Annotated in this window: 18 protein-coding genes; 5 read left to right on the forward strand and 13 right to left on the reverse strand. The window is 47.7% G+C overall.

Going from position 1 to position 19,323, the window contains the following annotated elements; translation table 11 throughout:
* Positions 1–29 precede the first annotated feature (29 nt).
* Entirely contained in the window at positions 30–857 is an 828-nt protein-coding gene (cysQ, locus tag QTO06_RS04905; protein ID WP_331407035.1) for a 3'(2'),5'-bisphosphate nucleotidase CysQ, read from the forward strand.
* A 290-nt stretch (positions 858–1,147) separates the two neighbouring features.
* Here the strand turns inward: cysQ and QTO06_RS04910 are convergent, their stop codons facing one another.
* Genes QTO06_RS04910 through gspC form a run of 12 tightly spaced genes read right to left on the reverse strand, consistent with a single transcriptional unit; the run spans position 1,148 to position 12,545 of the window.
* Complete coding sequence (locus QTO06_RS04910; RefSeq protein ID WP_010650510.1) at positions 1,148–1,909, reverse strand: type II secretion system protein N; 762 nt, start codon at positions 1,907–1,909, stop codon at positions 1,148–1,150.
* A gap of 1 nt (position 1,910) precedes the next feature.
* A complete protein-coding gene (locus tag QTO06_RS04915; RefSeq protein WP_331407075.1) occupies positions 1,911–2,402 on the reverse strand; it encodes a type II secretion system protein M in 492 nt (163 codons plus the stop codon).
* A gap of 7 nt (positions 2,403–2,409) precedes the next feature.
* Positions 2,410–3,612 (reverse strand): type II secretion system protein GspL, encoded by a 1,203-nt coding sequence (gene gspL / locus QTO06_RS04920; protein WP_331407036.1) that lies wholly within the window; start codon positions 3,610–3,612, stop codon positions 2,410–2,412.
* Positions 3,581–4,591 carry a type II secretion system minor pseudopilin GspK gene (gspK, locus tag QTO06_RS04925; RefSeq protein WP_038890215.1) on the reverse strand — a complete coding sequence of 337 codons (1,011 nt, stop codon included), beginning with the start codon at positions 4,589–4,591 and terminating at the stop codon, positions 3,581–3,583. The genes gspL and gspK overlap by 32 nt, the downstream gene beginning before the upstream one ends.
* Positions 4,584–5,300 (reverse strand): type II secretion system minor pseudopilin GspJ, encoded by a 717-nt coding sequence (gene gspJ, locus QTO06_RS04930; RefSeq protein WP_103410352.1) that lies wholly within the window; start codon positions 5,298–5,300, stop codon positions 4,584–4,586. Before gspJ ends, gspK begins: the two co-directional genes overlap by 8 nt.
* A gap of 22 nt (positions 5,301–5,322) precedes the next feature.
* Entirely contained in the window at positions 5,323–5,718 is a 396-nt protein-coding gene (gene gspI, locus QTO06_RS04935) for a type II secretion system minor pseudopilin GspI (RefSeq protein WP_331407037.1), read from the reverse strand.
* A complete protein-coding gene (locus QTO06_RS04940; RefSeq protein WP_331407038.1) occupies positions 5,699–6,304 on the reverse strand; it encodes a prepilin-type N-terminal cleavage/methylation domain-containing protein in 606 nt (201 codons plus the stop codon). The genes gspI and QTO06_RS04940 overlap by 20 nt, the downstream gene beginning before the upstream one ends.
* Positions 6,305–6,335: 31 nt before the next feature.
* The gene (gspG, locus tag QTO06_RS04945) at positions 6,336–6,779 is read right to left on the reverse strand and encodes a type II secretion system major pseudopilin GspG (RefSeq protein ID WP_005434493.1); all 444 of its coding nucleotides are present in this window, start codon (positions 6,777–6,779) and stop codon (positions 6,336–6,338) included.
* A 60-nt stretch (positions 6,780–6,839) separates the two neighbouring features.
* The gene (gene gspF / locus QTO06_RS04950) at positions 6,840–8,060 is read right to left on the reverse strand and encodes a type II secretion system inner membrane protein GspF (protein WP_005430086.1); all 1,221 of its coding nucleotides are present in this window, start codon (positions 8,058–8,060) and stop codon (positions 6,840–6,842) included.
* Complete coding sequence (gspE, locus tag QTO06_RS04955) at positions 8,060–9,562, reverse strand: type II secretion system ATPase GspE (protein ID WP_038890212.1); 1,503 nt, start codon at positions 9,560–9,562, stop codon at positions 8,060–8,062. The genes gspF and gspE overlap by 1 nt, the downstream gene beginning before the upstream one ends.
* On the reverse strand, positions 9,555–11,585 hold the full coding sequence (gene gspD / locus QTO06_RS04960) for a type II secretion system secretin GspD (RefSeq protein ID WP_331407039.1): 2,031 nt from the start codon (positions 11,583–11,585) through the stop codon (positions 9,555–9,557). The genes gspE and gspD overlap by 8 nt, the downstream gene beginning before the upstream one ends.
* A gap of 36 nt (positions 11,586–11,621) precedes the next feature.
* Positions 11,622–12,545, reverse strand: coding sequence for a type II secretion system protein GspC (gene gspC, locus QTO06_RS04965; RefSeq protein WP_331407040.1), 924 nt, complete (start codon positions 12,543–12,545; stop codon positions 11,622–11,624).
* A 255-nt stretch (positions 12,546–12,800) separates the two neighbouring features.
* Between gspC and hslR the strand changes: the two genes are divergently transcribed.
* From hslR to QTO06_RS04985, 4 genes are all read left to right on the forward strand, one after another.
* Entirely contained in the window at positions 12,801–13,187 is a 387-nt protein-coding gene (gene hslR / locus QTO06_RS04970; protein WP_005430076.1) for a ribosome-associated heat shock protein Hsp15, read from the forward strand.
* Between the two features lie 31 nt (positions 13,188–13,218).
* Positions 13,219–14,094, forward strand: coding sequence for an Hsp33 family molecular chaperone HslO (gene hslO / locus QTO06_RS04975; protein ID WP_331407041.1), 876 nt, complete (start codon positions 13,219–13,221; stop codon positions 14,092–14,094).
* A gap of 337 nt (positions 14,095–14,431) precedes the next feature.
* Complete coding sequence (gene pckA / locus QTO06_RS04980) at positions 14,432–16,060, forward strand: phosphoenolpyruvate carboxykinase (ATP) (RefSeq protein ID WP_331407042.1); 1,629 nt, start codon at positions 14,432–14,434, stop codon at positions 16,058–16,060.
* A gap of 160 nt (positions 16,061–16,220) precedes the next feature.
* Positions 16,221–18,416, forward strand: coding sequence for an AsmA family protein (locus QTO06_RS04985; protein WP_331407043.1), 2,196 nt, complete (start codon positions 16,221–16,223; stop codon positions 18,414–18,416).
* On the opposite strand, the gene QTO06_RS04990 is transcribed toward QTO06_RS04985, so the two are convergent.
* Complete coding sequence (locus tag QTO06_RS04990; RefSeq protein ID WP_038890206.1) at positions 18,402–19,319, reverse strand: bifunctional GNAT family N-acetyltransferase/hotdog fold thioesterase; 918 nt, start codon at positions 19,317–19,319, stop codon at positions 18,402–18,404. The genes QTO06_RS04985 and QTO06_RS04990 overlap by 15 nt on opposite strands.
* Between the last annotated feature and the right edge of the window lie 4 nt (positions 19,320–19,323).

A 19,323-nucleotide genomic window follows, 5' to 3' on the forward strand; every position in this document is an offset into this window, starting at 1 on the left:
ACCATAATTGTGAGAAAGGACCATTACTTATGCCAATGACAAAAGATTTATCTCACCTGCTCCCGCAAGTCATCGAAATTGCTCGCAGCGCGGGACAATTGATTCTCGATATTTACGAGAAAAAGCAGTACGAAGCTTACACCAAAAGTGACGAGACCCCAGTCACCAGTGCTGATATCGCCGCGCACAAACTGATCACCGAGCGTTTAAGCGAGCTTACGCCAGATATCCCCGTGCTTTCTGAAGAAGCCGCGGACATCAGCTTAGAGCAACGTGCGCAATGGGAACGCTACTGGCTGGTTGACCCACTTGATGGTACACAAGAGTTCATCGCGCGCAGCGGTGACTTCGCGACCATTATCGCCCTTATCGACAACAACAAGCCAACTATGGGTGTGGTTTACGGTCCGGTTTCTGGCGTGACTTATTATGCTTACAACGGCAAGGGCGCGTGGAAGATTCCAGACATGTCTGAGAGCGTGAAAATCCACACTCACAAACATGAACAACCTGGGCAAAACATCGCTATCGCAATCAGCCGTCGCCAAGACATCAACCGCATCACGAACCGCATGAGTAGCGCTTGGAATTACGATTTGATTCCACTCGGCTCTGCCGCACTTAAAGCATGCCTTGTTGCTGAAGGTGCAGTGGACTGTTACTTACGTCTAGGTCCAACTGGCGAGTGGGATACCGCTGCTACGCAGTGCATTGTTGAGGAAGCGGGCGGACGAATTCTCAGTACGCAGCTTGAACCGCTGTCTTACAATGAGCGCGAGACGTTGGAGAACCCGAACTTCATCGTACTGGGTGACGCGGATTTACCTTGGGATGAGATTCTACAGCACAAAGATTAACCCCAACCCAATCAGCCCCATTGCTAGATTTTAAAAGGCCACGAATCGAGTTCGTGGCCTTTCTTTTTTCTTCTTGTACAGCGATATAAGTATTTGGCCTACTATGATCTAAATGCTTCCTTAGCTGTACACACTTAAATTATTCAATTAAAAATCAACAATTTACTCCAAAACCCATAATCAGCTGGATTTCTTGTACAGCGAATAGAGGGTTTGGCCTACCATGACCCAAAAGCAAAAAGAGCTGCACACTGGCAGCTCTTTGATAATGTTCTGAATGACAGATTTGGCTAGAAACGCCCTTTGTAATCAAACTCGTATTGCCCTTGAGCGTTTGGATTACCTAACCATTTCAGCTGGTCACTCATGCCTGATGGGAACTCTGCTCCTGGCTTAAACCACGCTTTGGTAGAGTAACGTTGATTTGGCATTAGCTCAGCAGAAAACGCCGCCGATACTTGCTTGCTCTTTTGCTCACCCGATGCCGAAAGCACGCTGTCTTTACAGTTTAAATCAGCAATGACGGGGCCTAGTTCAAGACTGCCAAGTGGGCTTTGAATACCACTTGCACTCCAAACTAGCGTGCCTTCAGCCGTCTTACACCAAGGTGCTGCGTACGTCGCATGACGGATGTTCAACTCGAGCTGGCCATCCACACCAACAGGTACAGGAAGGCGAGCTTGCTCCACCACTTTGGCCGCTGGAATCGACGCAACTAAGTTTTCTGCGTATGGACCGCTGGTAAGACTGTAGCCAACCAAGCCACGTCCACGCACGTCCATATCGCTCCCACGACCAAAACGTACCGCGAATTCCGCTTTACCAGTAAATAGACCTGAAAGTTGGAAGTCCCAGTTCACTTCACCTAAGTTTTGACGCTGCCAACGCACATTGGATGCACTGCCTTGCCAAACCGTGCCTTGCGCACCCTGAATATCCAAACCTCTTACCGTCGGCACTTGTTGCAATACCCAAGAGATTGGCAAGCCAGCGATCAAACTGGTCGAGAAAAAGGCAATAAAAATCACCACATAAAGAACGGCTTTCTTCACCTTAACCTCGCTTAAATTGCAGGCGGTTTACGTCAATCATACCGGCTTGGTCGGTACGGTCGATGTCTAGGAATTCCACCTCAATCCCTTGTTGTTCTTTTAGATAACGCAACCAATCCACCATCTGGTTAAACGCCAATGGTTTGATCCACACTTGGACACTGTCATTACGCGGCTGTACGCGAATGAGCTCAACTTTGTAACGGCGAGCCGATGAGGAGACTACTTGGTTCAATGGTTGATTAGAGAAGCTGACACCACCGCTTTTACGTAGTGCGGTAATATCATCGGCTTTGTTTTGCACCCACGTTAATAGCTGCTTTTCACTTTGAATTCGAGACTGCGCTAGCTCTGCACGTTGATTCATTGGCTGCAAGATGCCCCAATAAATGATACCTAGCACAGCAATTGCGCCACAGCCCATCACCAAACGTTGTTCACGCTGTGAGATGCGACTCCACCAAGTTTGAGCTTGTGCGATTAAGTTTTTCATCATCACCTCACTGACGCTTCAACACGAAGCTGCCCATCACAACATTGCCGTTGCGGTTCAGCTGACCTTGTTCAACGTTAAACTTCTCTGCCAATTTCACACGAGCTTGCTCGAATGGCTGGAAGTCAGAGCTGCTCGCTTGAATACGAACTTCGCCACGTTGACCATCATATTTGAAGCTAGTGATCTGAAGATCATTAACCTGACCTAATGTCGAAGGCAGTGCAGCAATCCAAGATAGCATCGCCACATCACTCGAACCACCAGACAGACGACGCTCTTCATCGGTCATCTGACGCTTCAAGTAACTAACGGTAGGAATGCGTTTTTTGTTCGGGAAAACTTGGCGGAAGATGCGCTCACTCTCTTCACGATACGCTTGGGCCTGTGCTTCGTACTTATACACCATCAACAACTGCTGACCAACCAACACGACAAGTAATACACCCGCAGCAATCGCGGCCTTTTGCCAAACCTTAACGTACTTACCCCAAGAGGATTTTGGCTTGAAAGAACCGGTCAGTAGGTTGACCTTACTTTCTGTCGTTCCTTTCGCCAGAAGAGCCATCGCCATTTCTTCTGGCTTGGCGATCCAGATATCTGACACTGCAGATTCAGGCACAGAGCTGTAGCAATCGAGCTTCCAGCCTTCATGACTTTGTAAGTAAGAGGATAAGTACAGGTCAAGCCAAGACGCATCGACAACCGCACCTTGAGTTTGAGAATGACGAATCAGCCATTGCTCACCCAATTGGACGGCAGAACTGCTTTCTTCATCAACAGGCATCGCCAGAACATCAGGCAGCATACGCTTGATAACAAGGCCTTGGCTGGAGAAACGCTGCAAAATGGTTTGAATCCAAGCACGCTCGACAGCACACACTTGTGCAGCTTCCGCTTGCTTGTCTAATACTGTGAAATGCAGGTTGTCCACGTCTTGCGCGACTTCATCTTCCACCAAATAAGGCAGCATGCTGTCAAACTGACGCGCAGCACCTGGTGGAATATCCACTTTTGTTAACACAACATCATTACTCGCCAGTAGCGCCACAATTTGTCGCTGATCGGCGTAAGCAACCAGTTCGTCCAGATGTTCCCATCCGGCAAGCTCACCACTGGCAATCACTTCTTGCTGTTGTGTCGACCATACCAACCATGGAATGGTACTTTGTTGTTCGCTACTCAGCCGAACGGTCAGAAACTCGCTCACTGATTCCTCCAAAACGACGGCGAACGACAGTCACCGTTTCTCTATCTGTACTTTGTAAAAGGCTACGGAGGCGTACTCGGGATTCATCCACCAGTACTTGAACATCCAGCTCAAAGAAAGCGCTGTCGACTCCTAAGTAACCTTTGGCATTTTTCTTTACGTCATCGCTTAAGCCAGCTAATTCTGACTCAGACAAAAATTCATCTACGCTGTCCCAACCATCAAAAGGACGCTTTTCTATCAACTGCACCGCATCGCTGCTGCTAAGGCCCGGCGTAAACATCGCAACTAAGATAGGAGCTTGTTCAACGTCAATTGTGTTTACGTTCAAACGCCAATCATCGCTAGGAAGCGCACAAACCATTGGGGCTATCTTCTGGTAGATATCGCCACTCACTTGGTAAACCGCACGTAACTCACTCGCATCGGCCATCCAACCATTTGGTGGTAAGTATTGCGGTTTCATTGCTTCATAAGTGCTGTCTTCAACACCAGCCGTAGAACGTACCGTGCTGTCACTATCGACATATTCCCAAGTCGAGTCTGCAATCACTTCAGCTTGATAAGGTTCAACGTCTTTCTCTTCCATCAATCGTTGGAAGACTTGTACTAAGTATGGACGATTTGTCGAATCCCCGGAGGGTTGTACACTCGCTAACACGTTCAAATTGAAGCAGGCTTGTTTATCGATGATGCGGCCAGCGGCTTGACCATAATCCAACGGGTAGACCTGCTCTTTTATCGCCCAAGGCTGACTTAAGTTGATGTTATCGTCGTCTTCATAGCTCTGTTCGATACCAATCTCAGCCAACGCTTCTACCCCCAAGCTATACCAGTAAGCTTGTTGGTAATTAATTTGATTCGAACCACGCTGAAACTGCAGAAACAATCGCTCTGACATGCTTGCGGCTACCGTGGTCATGATGGCAAGTAACATCAGCACGATAAGGAGCGCGACCCCACGTTGACGACTAGCCATTACTGCCTCCAGATGAATCGCTCCCCCCAGATGAACTGTTACCACCGGATGAGTTGCTGTCTCCTGATGAATTACCACCACCAGAGTTATCTTGACCACTTGATACCAGTTTTCCATTTGGTGTCAGGTAGGTACGAGAGATCTCTCCGTAGTCTTTCAGCTTCAATATAACAGACACAGCTTTAGGTAACTCACTGCCGTTTTCCCACGTTTTCTTCCACGATTTTCCATCAAAGAAGCGCATATCGAATTCTTCGACATTGGTAAGCAATGGCGTCACAATGCCTTCTTGCCCTGTTGGCGTATCTGGGTAGCGCCACCACACACGTTGCAGCACTTCATCTTTAATGCGGTAGCCCACTTTCGTGACTTCACCACGTGGAAATTGCTGTTGTGGGTTGTGCCAACCCAAACGCGCAAACAGCACGCCTTTCGCATCCGAATCCAGCAGGTATTCGGACCAAAACAGCAGCTGCTTTGATGGTTCTTCGCCATTGGTGCGCACCTGGCGCATGGCCATCTGACGGAAGTCATTATCCATCATCACCATCGCACGCTGCAGTTCATTCAAGCGTTGGGTGCGTTCTTGCGACAGAACATTACTGCGCTGCACTTGCGATACGACTTGGTAAGCTGCCACGCTCATGCTGGCAAAAATCGCAATCGAAACCAGTACCTCAATCAAGGTAAAACCTCGATTTGATTTCATTGTTGGCGCCTTATATCGCTTATTACTCAGCAACATAACTTCTCACCGTGACAACAGGGCTCGCTTCTTTCTCAGTTGCGACGCTGACATCAAATGCTTTCAGCAATGGCTGCGCGGTGGCAACAGGAGTGACCTTCCAATACCAAGTACGCCCCGCCAACTCTTCAGTGCCTTTTTTAGCTTTGAGTTTTTCCGCCGAGAGCATCACATTGGCCATTTGGTTATCCACAACCATGGCTGCAAACATTTTTTCTTCTAAATAACTGACGGTATTGATGTGCTGACTCACTGAGCGAATCACACTGATCGCAGCAGTAGCAAAAATCGCCAGTGCGACTAGCACCTCAAGTAGCGTCATACCTCGAGCATTGCGGTGCGATGAACCAATACGGCTTGGCTTAGAATATTGAATTGTCATCGTCTTCCGCTTCTTCCCCAGGTGCTAACAATTTGATTTCACCTGTTTCTTTACCAATGATTCGCCAGCCATCATTGAATGCATCCCCTTCTTCAGGAAAGAAAGATAAGGTGAATGGCGTAATCTCAGCACTTGAGAAAATGAACACTTGAGGTGGTTTCACTTTCTTCTTTTTCTTGTCCTCTTCCTCGGCAAACATGTCTTCATCAAACAGCGAGCCGGGCTCGAACAATCGGTCATCGTCACTCCAGGCGCCACCGCCTAATTCCAATTGCACTGAGATATCCCCTTCAAGCTTTGTTTCGCTTGGGATTTGCTTTAACTCAAGTGGTTGCCAACCATCTTGGGTCAGGCTCAACAAAGTGTAGGTGGATTTAACATCATCAACGCGCAGACCAAAGTCTTTGCCACTTAACACGGCTTCTTCATTAAGTAGTTGTAAGCGTTGAAAAAAGCTGTGCGCGTATTGTTTGGAAAGGTCTTTCTGACTAGTAGGCAAGGTAGCGATCACCGCCACGGCGGTAAGAGATAACAAAACCAGCACCAATAGAATTTCTATCAATGTAAAACCGAGATGTTTTTGCATTTGCTTCATTAGTGCTGGTTTCAGCTAGCGCTTATTGGAAATCTTGCATGTTCCAGTTGCCGATATCTGCAGCTGGACCTTCACCGCCCTCTTGGCCGTCAGCGCCTAGAGTGAAGATATCAATTGTGCCATTGTCACCAGGGCTTAGGTATTGGTACTCGTTACCCCATGGATCAGATGGAAGACGCTTGATGTAACCACCGTCACGGTAGTTGCGCGGCTCTGGGTTAGAAGGTTTGTTCACCAATGCATCTAGACCTTGGTCAGTCGTTGGGTAAACGCTGTTATCCAACTTGTACATGTCCAGCGCATTCTCCAACGCCACGATGTCAGTAATCGCTTTTTGTTGGTCTGCTTTTTCTTTGTTGCCTAGTAGGTTAGGAACAACCACACTTGCCAAAATACCTAGGATAACGACAACAACCATCACTTCTAGAAGTGTAAAGCCTTGTTGTTTACTGCGTTTAAATTTCATTATTTTCTCCGAAAGTTAGATTCAAGCCATGACATTAGTAGACACGACTTAACTCGAATTTTATCCGCTCATCAAGTTATTCATTTCCAACATTGGCATCAATGTCGCCATTACGATGAAAAGAACGAGACCAGCCATCAATGCTATCAGCACTGGAGTGAAGATCCCTAAAGCGATATTCACTGTAGATTCAAAGTTTTGGTCTTGGTTGTCCGCCGCACGTGTCAACATGCTTTCAAGCTCACCACTTTGCTCACCACTGGAAATCATGTGTAGCATCATTGGTGGAAACAAGCGAGTTTGATCAAGGGCTTTACGCAGACTTGCACCTTCACGTACGTTGTCTGCCGCCACTAACACTTGTTGTTTTACATAACGGTTCGACATAACGTCAACTGCCACACGCATGCCTTCAAGAATAGGAATCGCACTTGAAGTACAAATCGATAAGGTGCGAGCAAATCGCGATGTGTTCAGACCGCGAGAAATCTTGCCAATTAGCGGTAAGCTAAGAATTTTTTGGTCCCAAGCCAAGCGAAAATTTGGTTTCTGTAGTGCCAGTTTTAAACCGTAAAAGAACACCACAAAGACAACAAAAATGATTAAGCCCCATTCTTGGACAAACTCACTCGCAGACAATAGCATTTGCGTAGACTGTGGTAGCTCTTGCCCCATTTGAATGATTGGCTCAATGATTTTCGGCACCACTGAAGAAAGCAGCAATGACACAATGCCCACCGCAAACACCACCAGCACCACTGGGTAAATCATGGCTTGAAGCAGTTTAGAGCGCATCTTCTGACGGTTTTCTACATAATCCGCCAAACGCTCAAGTACCGCATCTAAGTGGCCGGATTTTTCACCAGCCGCCACCATAGAACGAAATAGCTCGTCAAACACATGTGGATAATCACCCAAACTGTCTGCAAGCGGATAACCCTCAGTGACTTTCGAGCGCACGGCCGCAATCATTGAGCGAATACGTGGTTTTTCAGCCTGCTCTGAAACAGCTTTCAAACACTCTTCCAATGGCATGCCAGATTGCACAAGCGTTGATAGCTGGCGCGTAATTAGGGCGAGCTCTGCGGTTTTGATACCACGTTTGAATCCAACTGATGCACCTGAAGACTTCGCAGCTTTGGCTTTGGCTTCCATCACCTCAACAGGGATCATGCCCTGTTCTTTTAGGCGTTGGCGCACCTGACGAGCGTTATCACCCTCGATGGTGCCTTTCTTCTGCTTGCCTTTCGCGTCCAGCGCTTTGTATTCAAATGCTGCCATTACGCTTCCTTGGTCACTCGCATGACTTCTTCAAGAGAAGTGATACCACGACTGACTTTGCTTAGGCCATCGCTACGAATGCTTGGTGTGTGTGCTCGTACGGCTTTTTCAATTTCTTGTTCGCCCGCTTCACTGTGGATCAGTTCTTGAACTTTCTCATCCACCATTAGAAGTTCGTGAATACCAGTACGACCGCGGTAACCTTTTTGGTTACACACTTCACAGCCTTTTGCACGATGCAGAACCAGCGATTCGTGTTCTTCCAGACCGAACAGTTTCTTCTGTTCTTTATCCGCTTCGTATGGCTCTTTACAGTCAGAACAAAGGGTACGAACTAGGCGCTGTGCTAGCACGCCCAATAGCGAAGAAGAGATCAGGAAGGGTTCAATACCCATGTCGCGCAGACGCGTGATTGCGCCAACTGCGGTGTTGGTGTGTAGCGTTGACATCACTAAGTGACCAGTCAAAGAGGCTTGCACGGCAATTTGTGCAGTCTCCAAGTCACGGATCTCACCAACCATCACTACATCCGGGTCTTGACGAAGAATCGCACGTAGACCACGCGCAAAGGTCATATCAACCTTAGGGTTTACCTGTGTTTGGCCGATGCCATCGATATCGAATTCGATAGGATCTTCAACAGTCAGAATGTTGCGTTCGTTGCTGTTGATCTCTTGCAAGCCCGCGTACAAGGTCGTCGACTTACCCGAACCTGTCGGACCGGTTACCAAGATGATGCCGTGAGGGCGACCAATCAAATGACGGAAGTTGTCATGCACTGAAGGGGTCATACCCAAACTATGCAGATCAAGACGAGTCGCGTTCTTGTCCAGTAGACGCATTACCACACGCTCACCATGCGATGAAGGCATGGTCGATACACGCACGTCCACCGCACGACCACCGATACGCAGTGAAATACGACCATCTTGAGGTACGCGTTTTTCCGCAATATCCAGCTTCGCCATGACCTTCACACGAGAAACCAGCAAAGGGGCTAGCTTGCGGCTCGGGGTTAAGACTTCACGCAATACACCATCGACGCGGAAACGAATCGAAAGGGTTTTCTCGAAAGTCTCAATATGGATATCCGACGCCCCTTCTTTGATCGCTTCACCCAACATGGCGTTAATCAATTTGATGATTGGCGCATCATCTTCCGATTCCAACAAATCTTCGTCGTGAGGCAGCTCTTCTGCTAATGAGAAGAAGTCATCACTGTCTGCGCCAATGTCTTCCATCAACTGACGGGCTTCAGAAGAATCACGTTGATAAGCTTCAGTGAGCTTTTTATCGAACGCTTCTTTGTCCATCACTTGAGGAATAAAGTTTTGTTTCAGTACTCGACGTACTTCAACCAGAGCCGCAGGGTTAAGCGGCTCTACGTAATACAGAATTGGAGGGCGCTCAGGGTGCTCCGTCTCCAAAACCAGTTTAAAGCGGTTGGCAAAACTGAATGGCAGACGGCGCATACTTGGCGCTGTGTCTAACATATCAACCATTATTCTTTACCATCTGATCAATGAACGCTTGGATTTCAGCAGGATGCTTACGATCTTGACCAAACTCAGGAATCACTGGGATATTTGAGTCGTCCATTAACTTCAAGCCTTCTTGTGCTTTGTATAACTGCTCTGCACGAATGAAGTTGTATTTACGCTGAGTAATACCATCTGCCGTCATACCATCGCGGATGATGGTTGGCTTGATGAATACCATCAGGTTGCGCTTCTCAGTTTGCGTACTGGTTGATTTGAACAGTTGACCAATCACTGGGATATCACCCAGTAGCGGTACTTTAGATTCACTCTCCAGAGCACGTTCATCGACGAGGCCACCAAGCACCAACATCTGGCCGTCTTGGATCATCACAGAGGTGTTTAGCTGACGCTTAGCAAAACGTACGTCCACCGCGCCATTGGCGCCTAAAACGTTAGACACTTCTTGCTCAATGTTTAGCTGAACAGAATCACCTTCGTTGATTTGAGGTACCACTTTCAGCTTGATACCGACTTCTTTACGATCGACCGTTTGGAATGGGTTATCGTTGTTTGAGCCTGCTGTCGAGCCCGTAATTACCGGTACTTCTTCACCAACGATGAATGACGCTTCACCGTTATCCATTACCGTAATGCTTGGAGAAGATAGGATGTTTGAGTTTGAATCCGATGACACAGCGGTAATCAACGCCGTCCAGTCACCCATCATGATGCTCATTGCCGCACCATTAACACCACCAAGTGCAGCGGCTAGTGTCGAATAGTCGCCCTCTTCCGTGTAGTTTCGGGTTTCCCATTTATTGGTGTCACTATTCCAATAACTCTCTTCTTTAGTTGTGTCTTTCGCTTCTTCAAGACCAACCATAACATTACCGATTTGTGCGCCAGTATTGCCGTATTGGATCACTGCGCCAGTTTCTAGGTTACCCCATTGGACACCTAGGTTGATGCCGTCGCCTTCTGACATTTCCACGATAAGCGCTTCAATCAGAACCTGTGCACGACGAATATCGAGCTGAGCGATCACGTCTTGCAGTGCCATCATAATATCTGGCGGCGCAGTCAAAACTAGCGAGTTGGTTGCTTCGTGAGCGGCAATCACCACTTCACCACGCTGTGCACTTGATGTGCCTTTTTGACCTGCTTGCTTCTCAGCCTGTAGGTTATCAGATACGCCTTTTAGTACATCAACTAGGTCTTCCGCTTTCGCGTACTTTAGGTAAACCACGCGGTTATTGCCTTTGGTCGCCATTTCAACGTCTAGTTGACGAATCAAACGCTTCAGACGTGCACGAACTTTAGGGTCACCAGAAATCAGGATGGAGTTAGTACGCTCATCCGCTACGATTTTTGGTTCTAGGAATTCAGGCGTGCTCTTTTGATTGGTCGTTTTGTTCAGGGCATCAACGATACGCACCATCTCAGAAGCAGACGCATTGCGCAGCTCTACGACTTCGATTTCTTTGTCACCCGCTTGGTCAACGCGCTTGATGATTTCCGCTAGGCGGTTTACTACCGCAGCGCGACCCGTGATCAAGATGATGTTAGCTGGATCGTAGTGCACCACGTTACCGGCACCTGCGTTATCAATCAGTTGACGCAGTAGCGGAGAAAGTTCACGAACCGACACATTACGCACCGCAACCACACGGGTAATCACGCTGTCGCCTTGCGCACTGTCATCACCCAAAACCGGGATTGCTGACGTTTTTGAATCTTTCGCTTTGATGACTTTCAACACACCATTGTCCATTTCGACAACGGCATAACCGTACACTTCCAGAACGTTCAAGAAGAAACTGTAGTACTGCTTTTCGTTAAGAACGTCGTAACTACGTACGTCAATCTTACCGCGTACAGACGGGTCAACGATGATGGTCTTCTCTAGATTGCGACCAACAATATTGATGAATTCTTGAATATCAGTGCCTTTGAAGCTGGCACTAAACTCGTTCGCCATTGCACCCGGAGCGCAGAGTAGTGTCCCTGCAAGTAACCAAGTACTTTTGCTAAACCAATGTTTCACGTATGTCTCCCTGAACTTACGCAGCTTGCCTAAGTATTACAATTGGATATAGATGTCGTACTGCTGGCCATCGCGCTCAACAGTCAAATTCAGTTCTTGCGGATCGTTCATCACTTGCATCAGTTCTACTGAAGATGAAGGATCACTTAAATCGATCCCATTTAATTGCACCGCAATATCACCAGGTTTTAGACCGACATCATTAAACAACGCCGCATCACGACCTGGTGAGACGCGATAACCGACGATTCCTCCATCCTTTTTGACTGGAGAAATGTTGATGTACTTGAATACGCTTTGCGGATCTTTGGAAATCTCCGCACGAATTTGGTCGACCTTCTCACTCACCGCTGATGATTTATCCGCTTTCGCCGCTTTCGGGCGGGCTGCTGGACGTGTTTCAGACAGTTTGCTGTACTCGATACCTTCGAGCATTAGGGTTTCATCACGGCCTTGGTTGTCGATGATCACACGATCGACCAATACCGCTTTTAATTCTGCACGTGTGCCATCAATTTCTTCGCCGATACCATAAGTGGCTTGCTTACCTCGATTGGCGATCACCGCTAGGCTCGTTTTTGCGTTGCTGCTCGCAACTGCACCAACAAGTGTTAGGTTTAAGCGAGTTTTAGGCGCATCTTGCACGACAGGTTGTTCTACTACGACCGGCTTTTGCTCGGTGTACTTTCCGAACAAGTTCGCATTTTGAAGGGCATTGAAATCAATCGCGTCCTTTTTATTCGTAGACGCAACAGCACCTGCTGATGGCTTCCATTGAGTCACATCAGAAGTTTGAGGCATTGCTAGCCACACCACTTTACCCAATATCCAACCTGTCATTGCTATAAATAGACAAGTTAACAACAAACTGAGTTTCGCTTGTATGGTGTGATTGTTGGACTTAATCTGAGCCAGTAGCGGGCTGCTTGCTAATCCTGCACTTAGCTCTAAACGCTTCACTGAATTGATTCCTTTATTCTGACGTCGGTCGACCTTAAGTATAAGTAAAGATTGTCGACTCTATCTTGCTAAATTTGCAATAAAATTACTACTCAACAAAGAGCAGTGAACTATATCACAAGTTCCTTTTCATACCTTTTTCTTATGCAGTTTTTGCCAACTCCCTTGAAAAAAAACAGCCTTGGCTCCATCTGTAGGTGAATAATCCACCAGTCACTGCCTTATTATTGCAGTGATTAGATAGTGTAGAGTCGTATGAGTTCCGCAAATGAAGCCGTAAGGCTAGATAAATGGCTATGGGCTGCCAGATTTTATAAAACCCGCTCCATCGCACGCAATATGGTCGATGGCGGTAAAGTCCACTATAATGGGCAACGAAGCAAACCAAGCAAAATCGTTGAGTTGGGCGCTGAGATTCGTCTTCGCCAAGGTAATGAAGAGAAGACGGTGATTATCGAGAAAATCTCTGATCGTCGCATGGGCGCACCAATCGCTCAAACGCTCTATCGTGAAACTGACGAAAGCGTCAGCCAACGCGAAGAGTTCGCGAAACAGCGTAAACTCAACGCCCACAACCCAAGTCCGGAACGCCGCCCAGATAAGAAGCAGCGCCGTGACATCATTAAGTTCAAACACCAATAAAAGCCGGAATTACCGACGAGGAAAGCACTCCATGGCAAATAATGTTTTAAACCGCTACCTATTCGAAGATCTTTCAGTACGTGGCGAGTTGGTTCAATTGGATGAAGCATACCAACGTATTATCTCCAGCAAGGAATATCCGGCAGCACTGCAAAAACTGTTGGGTGAGCTACTCGTTTCAACCACTCTTTTAACGGCAACTTTGAAGTTCGAAGGCTCAATCACTATCCAACTACAAGGTGATGGTCCTGTATCACTGGCTGTAATCAATGGCGATCACGCTCAGAAGATCCGTGGCGTTGCACGTTGGGAAGGCGACATTGCGGATGACGCAAGCCTGCACGACATGATGGGTAAAGGCTACCTAGTGATCACTATCGAGCCAAAGAAAGGCGAACGTTACCAAGGTGTCGTTGGCCTAGAAGGTGAGACACTGGCTGACGTTATCGAAGGCTACTTCGCAAACTCAGAGCAGTTGAAGACGCGTCTGTGGATCCGTACTGGTGAACACGAAGGTAAAGCTCACGCAGCAGGCATGATGATTCAGGTAATGCCAGACGGCACGGGTACACCCGAAGACTTCGAGCACCTAGAGCAATTAACAGCAACCGTGAAGAACGAAGAACTGTTCACTCTACCGGCAAACGAACTGCTTTACCGCTTGTACAACCAAGATTCTGTTCGTCTATACGAACCGCAACCAGTGGAGTTCCACTGTGGCTGTTCTCGTGAACGTAGTGGTGCAGCGATCATTACCGTTGAGCGTGCTGAAATTAATGACATTTTAGCGGAAGAAGGATCAGTTTCTTTACATTGTGATTACTGTGGCACGTCATATTCATTTGACGAAGCGGAGATCACTGAGCTCTATGCACAAGCCGCTCCAGAGAAGAAAACACTGCATTAATTTTCATAGCTTAACAAGCTTGTAATTTACCCTTCAAAAGGCCAGCATCATGCTGGCCTTTTTGTGATCAAACCCTCTAATTACCTAGCCTCAGACGTAATAAAGCAACCGCTTAATTTTAAATAATTAATAATTCTTTTCCCCTAGCGCAAAGGTTTGCGCCCACGATAAACTATTCGCACCAATATGTGACGGGTTACCTAAAACCTTACTTAAATCATGGGTATTTTTTGAGCTATATCCCTGTTTTATCCCCACCCCGTTGCTAGCATGGTGAGCAGATAAAAATTAAAACATTCTTACAAAATCCCTACAAAAATCCTTATAAGGAGCACCTATGACCGTTATGGAACATACAAAGGCTGCAACAATTGATCTGACCAAACACGGACTGCATAACGTTAAAGAGGTTGTTCGCAACCCAAGCTACGAAATGCTGTTTGAGGAAGAGACCCGTGCTGACCTAACAGGTTATGAACGTGGTGTGGTTACAGAACTCGGCGCGGTTGCCGTAGACACTGGTATCTTTACTGGTCGCTCACCAAAAGATAAGTACATTGTTAAAGATGCAACGACAGAAGAGCACATGTGGTGGACTTCTGACGCAGTGAAAAACGACAACAAACCAATCAACAAAGAAGTATGGGACGACCTAAAAGAGCTAGTGACCAACCAGCTTTCAGGTAAGCGTCTATTTGTGATTGACGGTTATTGTGGTGCAAACCCAGACACTCGTTTGAGCATTCGAGTGATCACCGAAGTAGCGTGGCAGGCGCACTTCGTGAAAAACATGTTCATCCGCCCAACAGAAGAAGAGTTGGCAACGTTTGAACCTGACTTCGTGGTAATGAACGGCGCGAAGTGCACGAACGACAAGTGGGAAGAACAGGGTCTGAACTCTGAAAACTTTACTGTGTTCAACCTAACAGAGCGCATGCAACTGATCGGCGGTACTTGGTACGGCGGCGAAATGAAGAAAGGCATGTTCGCAATGATGAACTACTTCCTTCCGCTGAAAGACATCGCATCGATGCACTGTAGTGCAAACATGGGCCAAGAAGGCGACGTAGCGATTTTCTTCGGCCTGTCTGGCACAGGTAAAACTACCCTATCTACCGATCCTAAACGTGCACTGATTGGTGATGACGAGCACGGCTGGGACGACGACGGCGTATTCAACTTCGAAGGCGGCTGTTACGCGAAGACCATCAAACTATCGAAAGAAGCCGAGCCTGATATCTACAACGCAATCCGCCGCGATGCACTATTAGAGAACGTGACGGTTCGTAGCGATGGTTCTATCGACTTTGATGATGGCTCTAAGACAGAGAACACCCGCGTGTCTTACCCACTGCATCACATCGACAACATCGTGAAGCCAGTGTCGAAAGGCGGTCACGCAGACAAAGTGATCTTCCTATCGGCAGATGCGTTCGGCGTGTTACCTCCAGTTTCAAAACTAACGCCTGAGCAAACTAAGTACCACTTCTTGTCTGGCTTTACCGCTAAGCTAGCGGGTACAGAGCGTGGCATCACTGAGCCGACACCAACCTTCTCGGCGTGTTTTGGTGCAGCGTTCCTAACCCTACACCCAACTAAGTACGCTGAAGTGCTAGTGAAACGTATGGAAGCAGCAGGTGCAGAAGCTTACCTAGTCAACACCGGCTGGAACGGTAGCGGCAAACGTATCTCCATCCAAGATACACGCGGCATCATTGATGCAATCCTTGATGGCTCTATTGAAGATGCGAAAACCAAACACATTCCAATCTTCAACCTAGAAGTACCAACTTCACTTCCAGGCGTCGATCCAAGCATCCTTGACCCTCGTGATACCTACATTGACCCACTACAATGGGAAAGCAAAGCGAAAGACTTGGCAGAGCGCTTCATCAACAACTTTGATAAGTACACTGACAACGCAGAAGGTAAATCACTAGTGGCAGCAGGTCCTCAGCTGGATTGAGCCACTCACTAGACCTTAGTGACCTAGCTACAAAAACAATCTTCAAGCCCCTCTTTTGAGGGGCTTTTTATTGAATCCAGCCCAAGATTGATACAAGCTTAAGCCTATCTAAGTAATTCAATATTCACTTACTCCAATTTATGTACAGGTTTGGGCAGGGATGAAAACAGCAAGTCGAGTTCTACTTCTAATACTCATACTGGCGATCGCCGTTCCGGCCGTCTTTGTAGGCATGCTGACCACCTCGCATTCTCGCCAAACGTGGAATCTGTTTTCCGATTTAGTCGATTTGCCACTGCAAGCGGATAACGTTCAATACGAGTTTCCTTACCACCTCACCCTCAATGGCGTAGCGACCAAACAACAAAATATACCCTTCATTGAGCAAGTCGATCTCTGGCTGAACCCAGATGTTCGTCGCGATGGAAAATGGATTGTCGACAGCTTGCTGATTGATGGGTTGAGTCTACAGCAAGGTATGCCAACACTGCCGGCGCTGGGCAATGTTTACTTCCACCAAATCGCCTTGAAGAACATCGATTACGCCGATGATGCATTCAGCATTACGGGGGTAGATGTGCAAATCCAAGATCCAATATGGTCGAGCGACACTCAGCAAGTGCCATACGGTGAGATTCAGCTCTCTGCCGAACAATTGCATTGGAATGGTGAAGCCTTTGATAAGTTACTCATCGACGTGGATTACAAAGCGCAAGACAGCACACTTTACGGCGCCTCATTCAACTGGCATGGCAGCGAAGTATCGGGTCAAGGCGAACAATACCCACAAGGTTGGTCAATCATAAACATGACCGTCGATAAACTGAAAATCGACAACCTACAGCTACAATCTTTGCTTGCTAAGCCTTGGCAGGCCCTGCCCGTTCATATCAGCCATATCAACAGTCTCGATCTGTTGAATGCAGATATCGAATACGGAGATTGGCATTGGCAAAACCTAGAGCTATCGCTAGAAAACGCCTCTTTACCGTTATCACTGTGGGGGACAACAGCGCAGCTTTCTCTACAGGCAGACAACGTCAGTTTTCAAGATCAAACTGCGATTGAACCTCGCTTAAATGCCACGCTCAAGCCAGGTTCGATTCAACTAAAAGAACTGAGTTTGGATTGGCAACAAGGTCGTGTGCAGGTATCTGGTGAGTTTGAGCCTGAGCATTGGAAAATCAACAACGCGACTATCAGTGGATTGAAATGGGCGATCCAACCAGATGACAAAGTGGATTGGTGGCAAGAAGCCACGGAGAGGCTCCAGCAAGTAGATGTAAAGCAGTTAGAGATAGAACGCAGCCAAGTTATCCAGTTATCCAAACAGCCTTACTGGCAGCTTTCTGGCTTGAATTTGGAAGGTGACCAGCTCGAAGTAACGCACAACAACGGTCATTGGGGCATTTGGAGTGGCAAGCTTGATGCCAGCGTGGTAAACGCGAGTTACGACCAAGTCATCACATCACACGCTGCGATTGCAACACAAAGTGACGATGGACTCTGGCAGCTAACGCGTTTGTTTGCACCTCTGGAGCAAGGCTATATTGAAGGTTTAGGTCAAATCGACCTCAGTACCACCAGCCAACCTTGGACGCTTAACCTCAATGCGGATGGAATCCCTCTGCAGTTGCTTCATCCGCACTTACCAACAGCACTCGCGGTCAATGGCTTCTCTGATTTAAGCCTCGATTTAAAAGGCTTGGCGGGTGATCAAAATATGCTTGCTTACAGCTTGTCGGGAGAAGTGGAAGCTAACCTACGCGATACCACCCTGAAGTCACAAGCGGATGATTCACTCAAGGCGATCACCTTCAGCCCATTACGTTTACGTGCTCAGCGTGGTGAAGTAAAACTTCAACCAGTGACCATTTCAGGCAAGGCTATTTCGGGTAACTTGTCTGGTGAATTTGATATGGCAAACAACCCGCTTTCTGGCGTGATTTATCAACTCAAGGACACGTGTGGAGTGATTAAAGGTGATGTGCTGAGTGGCGAAATCGAAACAAATGAGTGCCAACATAAGCCAGAACAGACTGAGCAAGTGGAGCCAGAGCAAAGCACTCCCGAACCAGGCAAGGTTACACGCATTGCGGCAATCAACTTAGAACAGCATGAAGAAGAGATAAGTGAGGAAGTGAGAGAGGAGGAAGAGCCAACCGCAACATCACATTCCGAAGAGCAGCTTATCTCTGTCCGAGAGGTCTCAGCGAACGACTCGATTAACGAAGAACCGTCTCCAGAAGAACACAATACTCCAGAGGCGAACCATTCAGCGACGGAACAAGGCACATCAGCTAACCAAGATGCGCCACAAGAAATACCAGACTCAGCCAGCCTAACAGCTAAGTAACTGAGAGTAATTCGGCAACAGCATGTACGTGCCGACAAAATCAACCGCTGGTACGTCTCCACTGTAAATCACCACATGGATAACAATACGCGCTTTACGCCCCGATGCGAGCCTGTCTAAATCACCACTAATACCATCAAGCGAGGTACTCGCTACTGGGTTCTGCTCGACCGGATGACGATAACGAATTGAACTGTCTGCTAATACGATGTCACCGTGCAAACCGCGCTCTTTCATCAACAGCCACGTCATGCCCCACCCAGTCAGTGTCGCCAGAGTAAAAGCAGAGCCCGCAAACATCGTATTATGTGGATTCAAGTTTGGGTTAAGCTGCGCGCTACACTCAAACTGGTAACCCGTGTATTGGTTGATTTTGATCCCCATTTTATCCGCGATCGGGATCTGCGCTTCCCAACGTTGTTGTAGCTCAGTACACCAATCCGGGCGACGTAGCACATCCGCCATTGGGTCAAGCTGTTTAACCATTTGTTGGTGACGCACGGGACCACGTTCATCGGTCAGCTCACCGCGACGCTCAAAACCATTCTTCTCATAGAAGGCAATCGCGTCTTCACGGGCATTACACACCAGACGCTTCGCCCCTTCTTGTCGAGCTAACGACTCAAGTGCCACCAGCACTAATGAGCCCATGCCTTTGCTGCGACGGTTGTTCTTCACCGCCATATAGCGGATCTGACCATCGTTATCTGGGGTAATGTACAACCGACCAATCGCCATCGGACGACCACGGCTGTCGGTAATCATGCGGTGATGGCTCATGCCATCGTACTCATCACGCTCGGAACCTACAGGCATACGCCAAGGTTCGCGTAGCAACTGCCAACGAAATTGATAGTACTTGTTGAGCTGATTTTCTGTTTTTGGAGTTATGAGTTTGAACATATCA

Origin of the sequence: Vibrio sp. M260121 (assembly GCF_036533715.1) — a bacterium.
In the GTDB taxonomy this organism is placed as follows: domain Bacteria; phylum Pseudomonadota; class Gammaproteobacteria; order Enterobacterales; family Vibrionaceae; genus Vibrio.

Coding starts and splice junctions, on each gene's coding strand:
- gspF (WP_005430086.1), bottom strand. CDS start 8,060: ATGGCAGCATTTGAATACAAAGCGCTGGACGCGAAAGGCAAGCAGAAG.
- QTO06_RS04940 (WP_331407038.1), bottom strand. CDS start 6,304: ATGCAAAAACATCTCGGTTTTACATTGATAGAAATTCTATTGGTGCTG.
- gspJ (WP_103410352.1), bottom strand. CDS start 5,300: ATGAAATCAAATCGAGGTTTTACCTTGATTGAGGTACTGGTTTCGATT.
- gspG (WP_005434493.1), bottom strand. CDS start 6,779: ATGAAATTTAAACGCAGTAAACAACAAGGCTTTACACTTCTAGAAGTG.
- gspK (WP_038890215.1), bottom strand. CDS start 4,591: ATGGCTAGTCGTCAACGTGGGGTCGCGCTCCTTATCGTGCTGATGTTA.
- hslR (WP_005430076.1), top strand. CDS start 12,801: ATGAGTTCCGCAAATGAAGCCGTAAGGCTAGATAAATGGCTATGGGCT.
- pckA (WP_331407042.1), top strand. CDS start 14,432: ATGACCGTTATGGAACATACAAAGGCTGCAACAATTGATCTGACCAAA.
- gspI (WP_331407037.1), bottom strand. CDS start 5,718: ATGACAATTCAATATTCTAAGCCAAGCCGTATTGGTTCATCGCACCGC.
- QTO06_RS04915 (WP_331407075.1), bottom strand. CDS start 2,402: ATGAAAAACTTAATCGCACAAGCTCAAACTTGGTGGAGTCGCATCTCA.
- QTO06_RS04985 (WP_331407043.1), top strand. CDS start 16,221: ATGAAAACAGCAAGTCGAGTTCTACTTCTAATACTCATACTGGCGATC.
- gspE (WP_038890212.1), bottom strand. CDS start 9,562: ATGGTTGATATGTTAGACACAGCGCCAAGTATGCGCCGTCTGCCATTC.
- QTO06_RS04990 (WP_038890206.1), bottom strand. CDS start 19,319: ATGTTCAAACTCATAACTCCAAAAACAGAAAATCAGCTCAACAAGTAC.
- cysQ (WP_331407035.1), top strand. CDS start 30: ATGCCAATGACAAAAGATTTATCTCACCTGCTCCCGCAAGTCATCGAA.
- hslO (WP_331407041.1), top strand. CDS start 13,219: ATGGCAAATAATGTTTTAAACCGCTACCTATTCGAAGATCTTTCAGTA.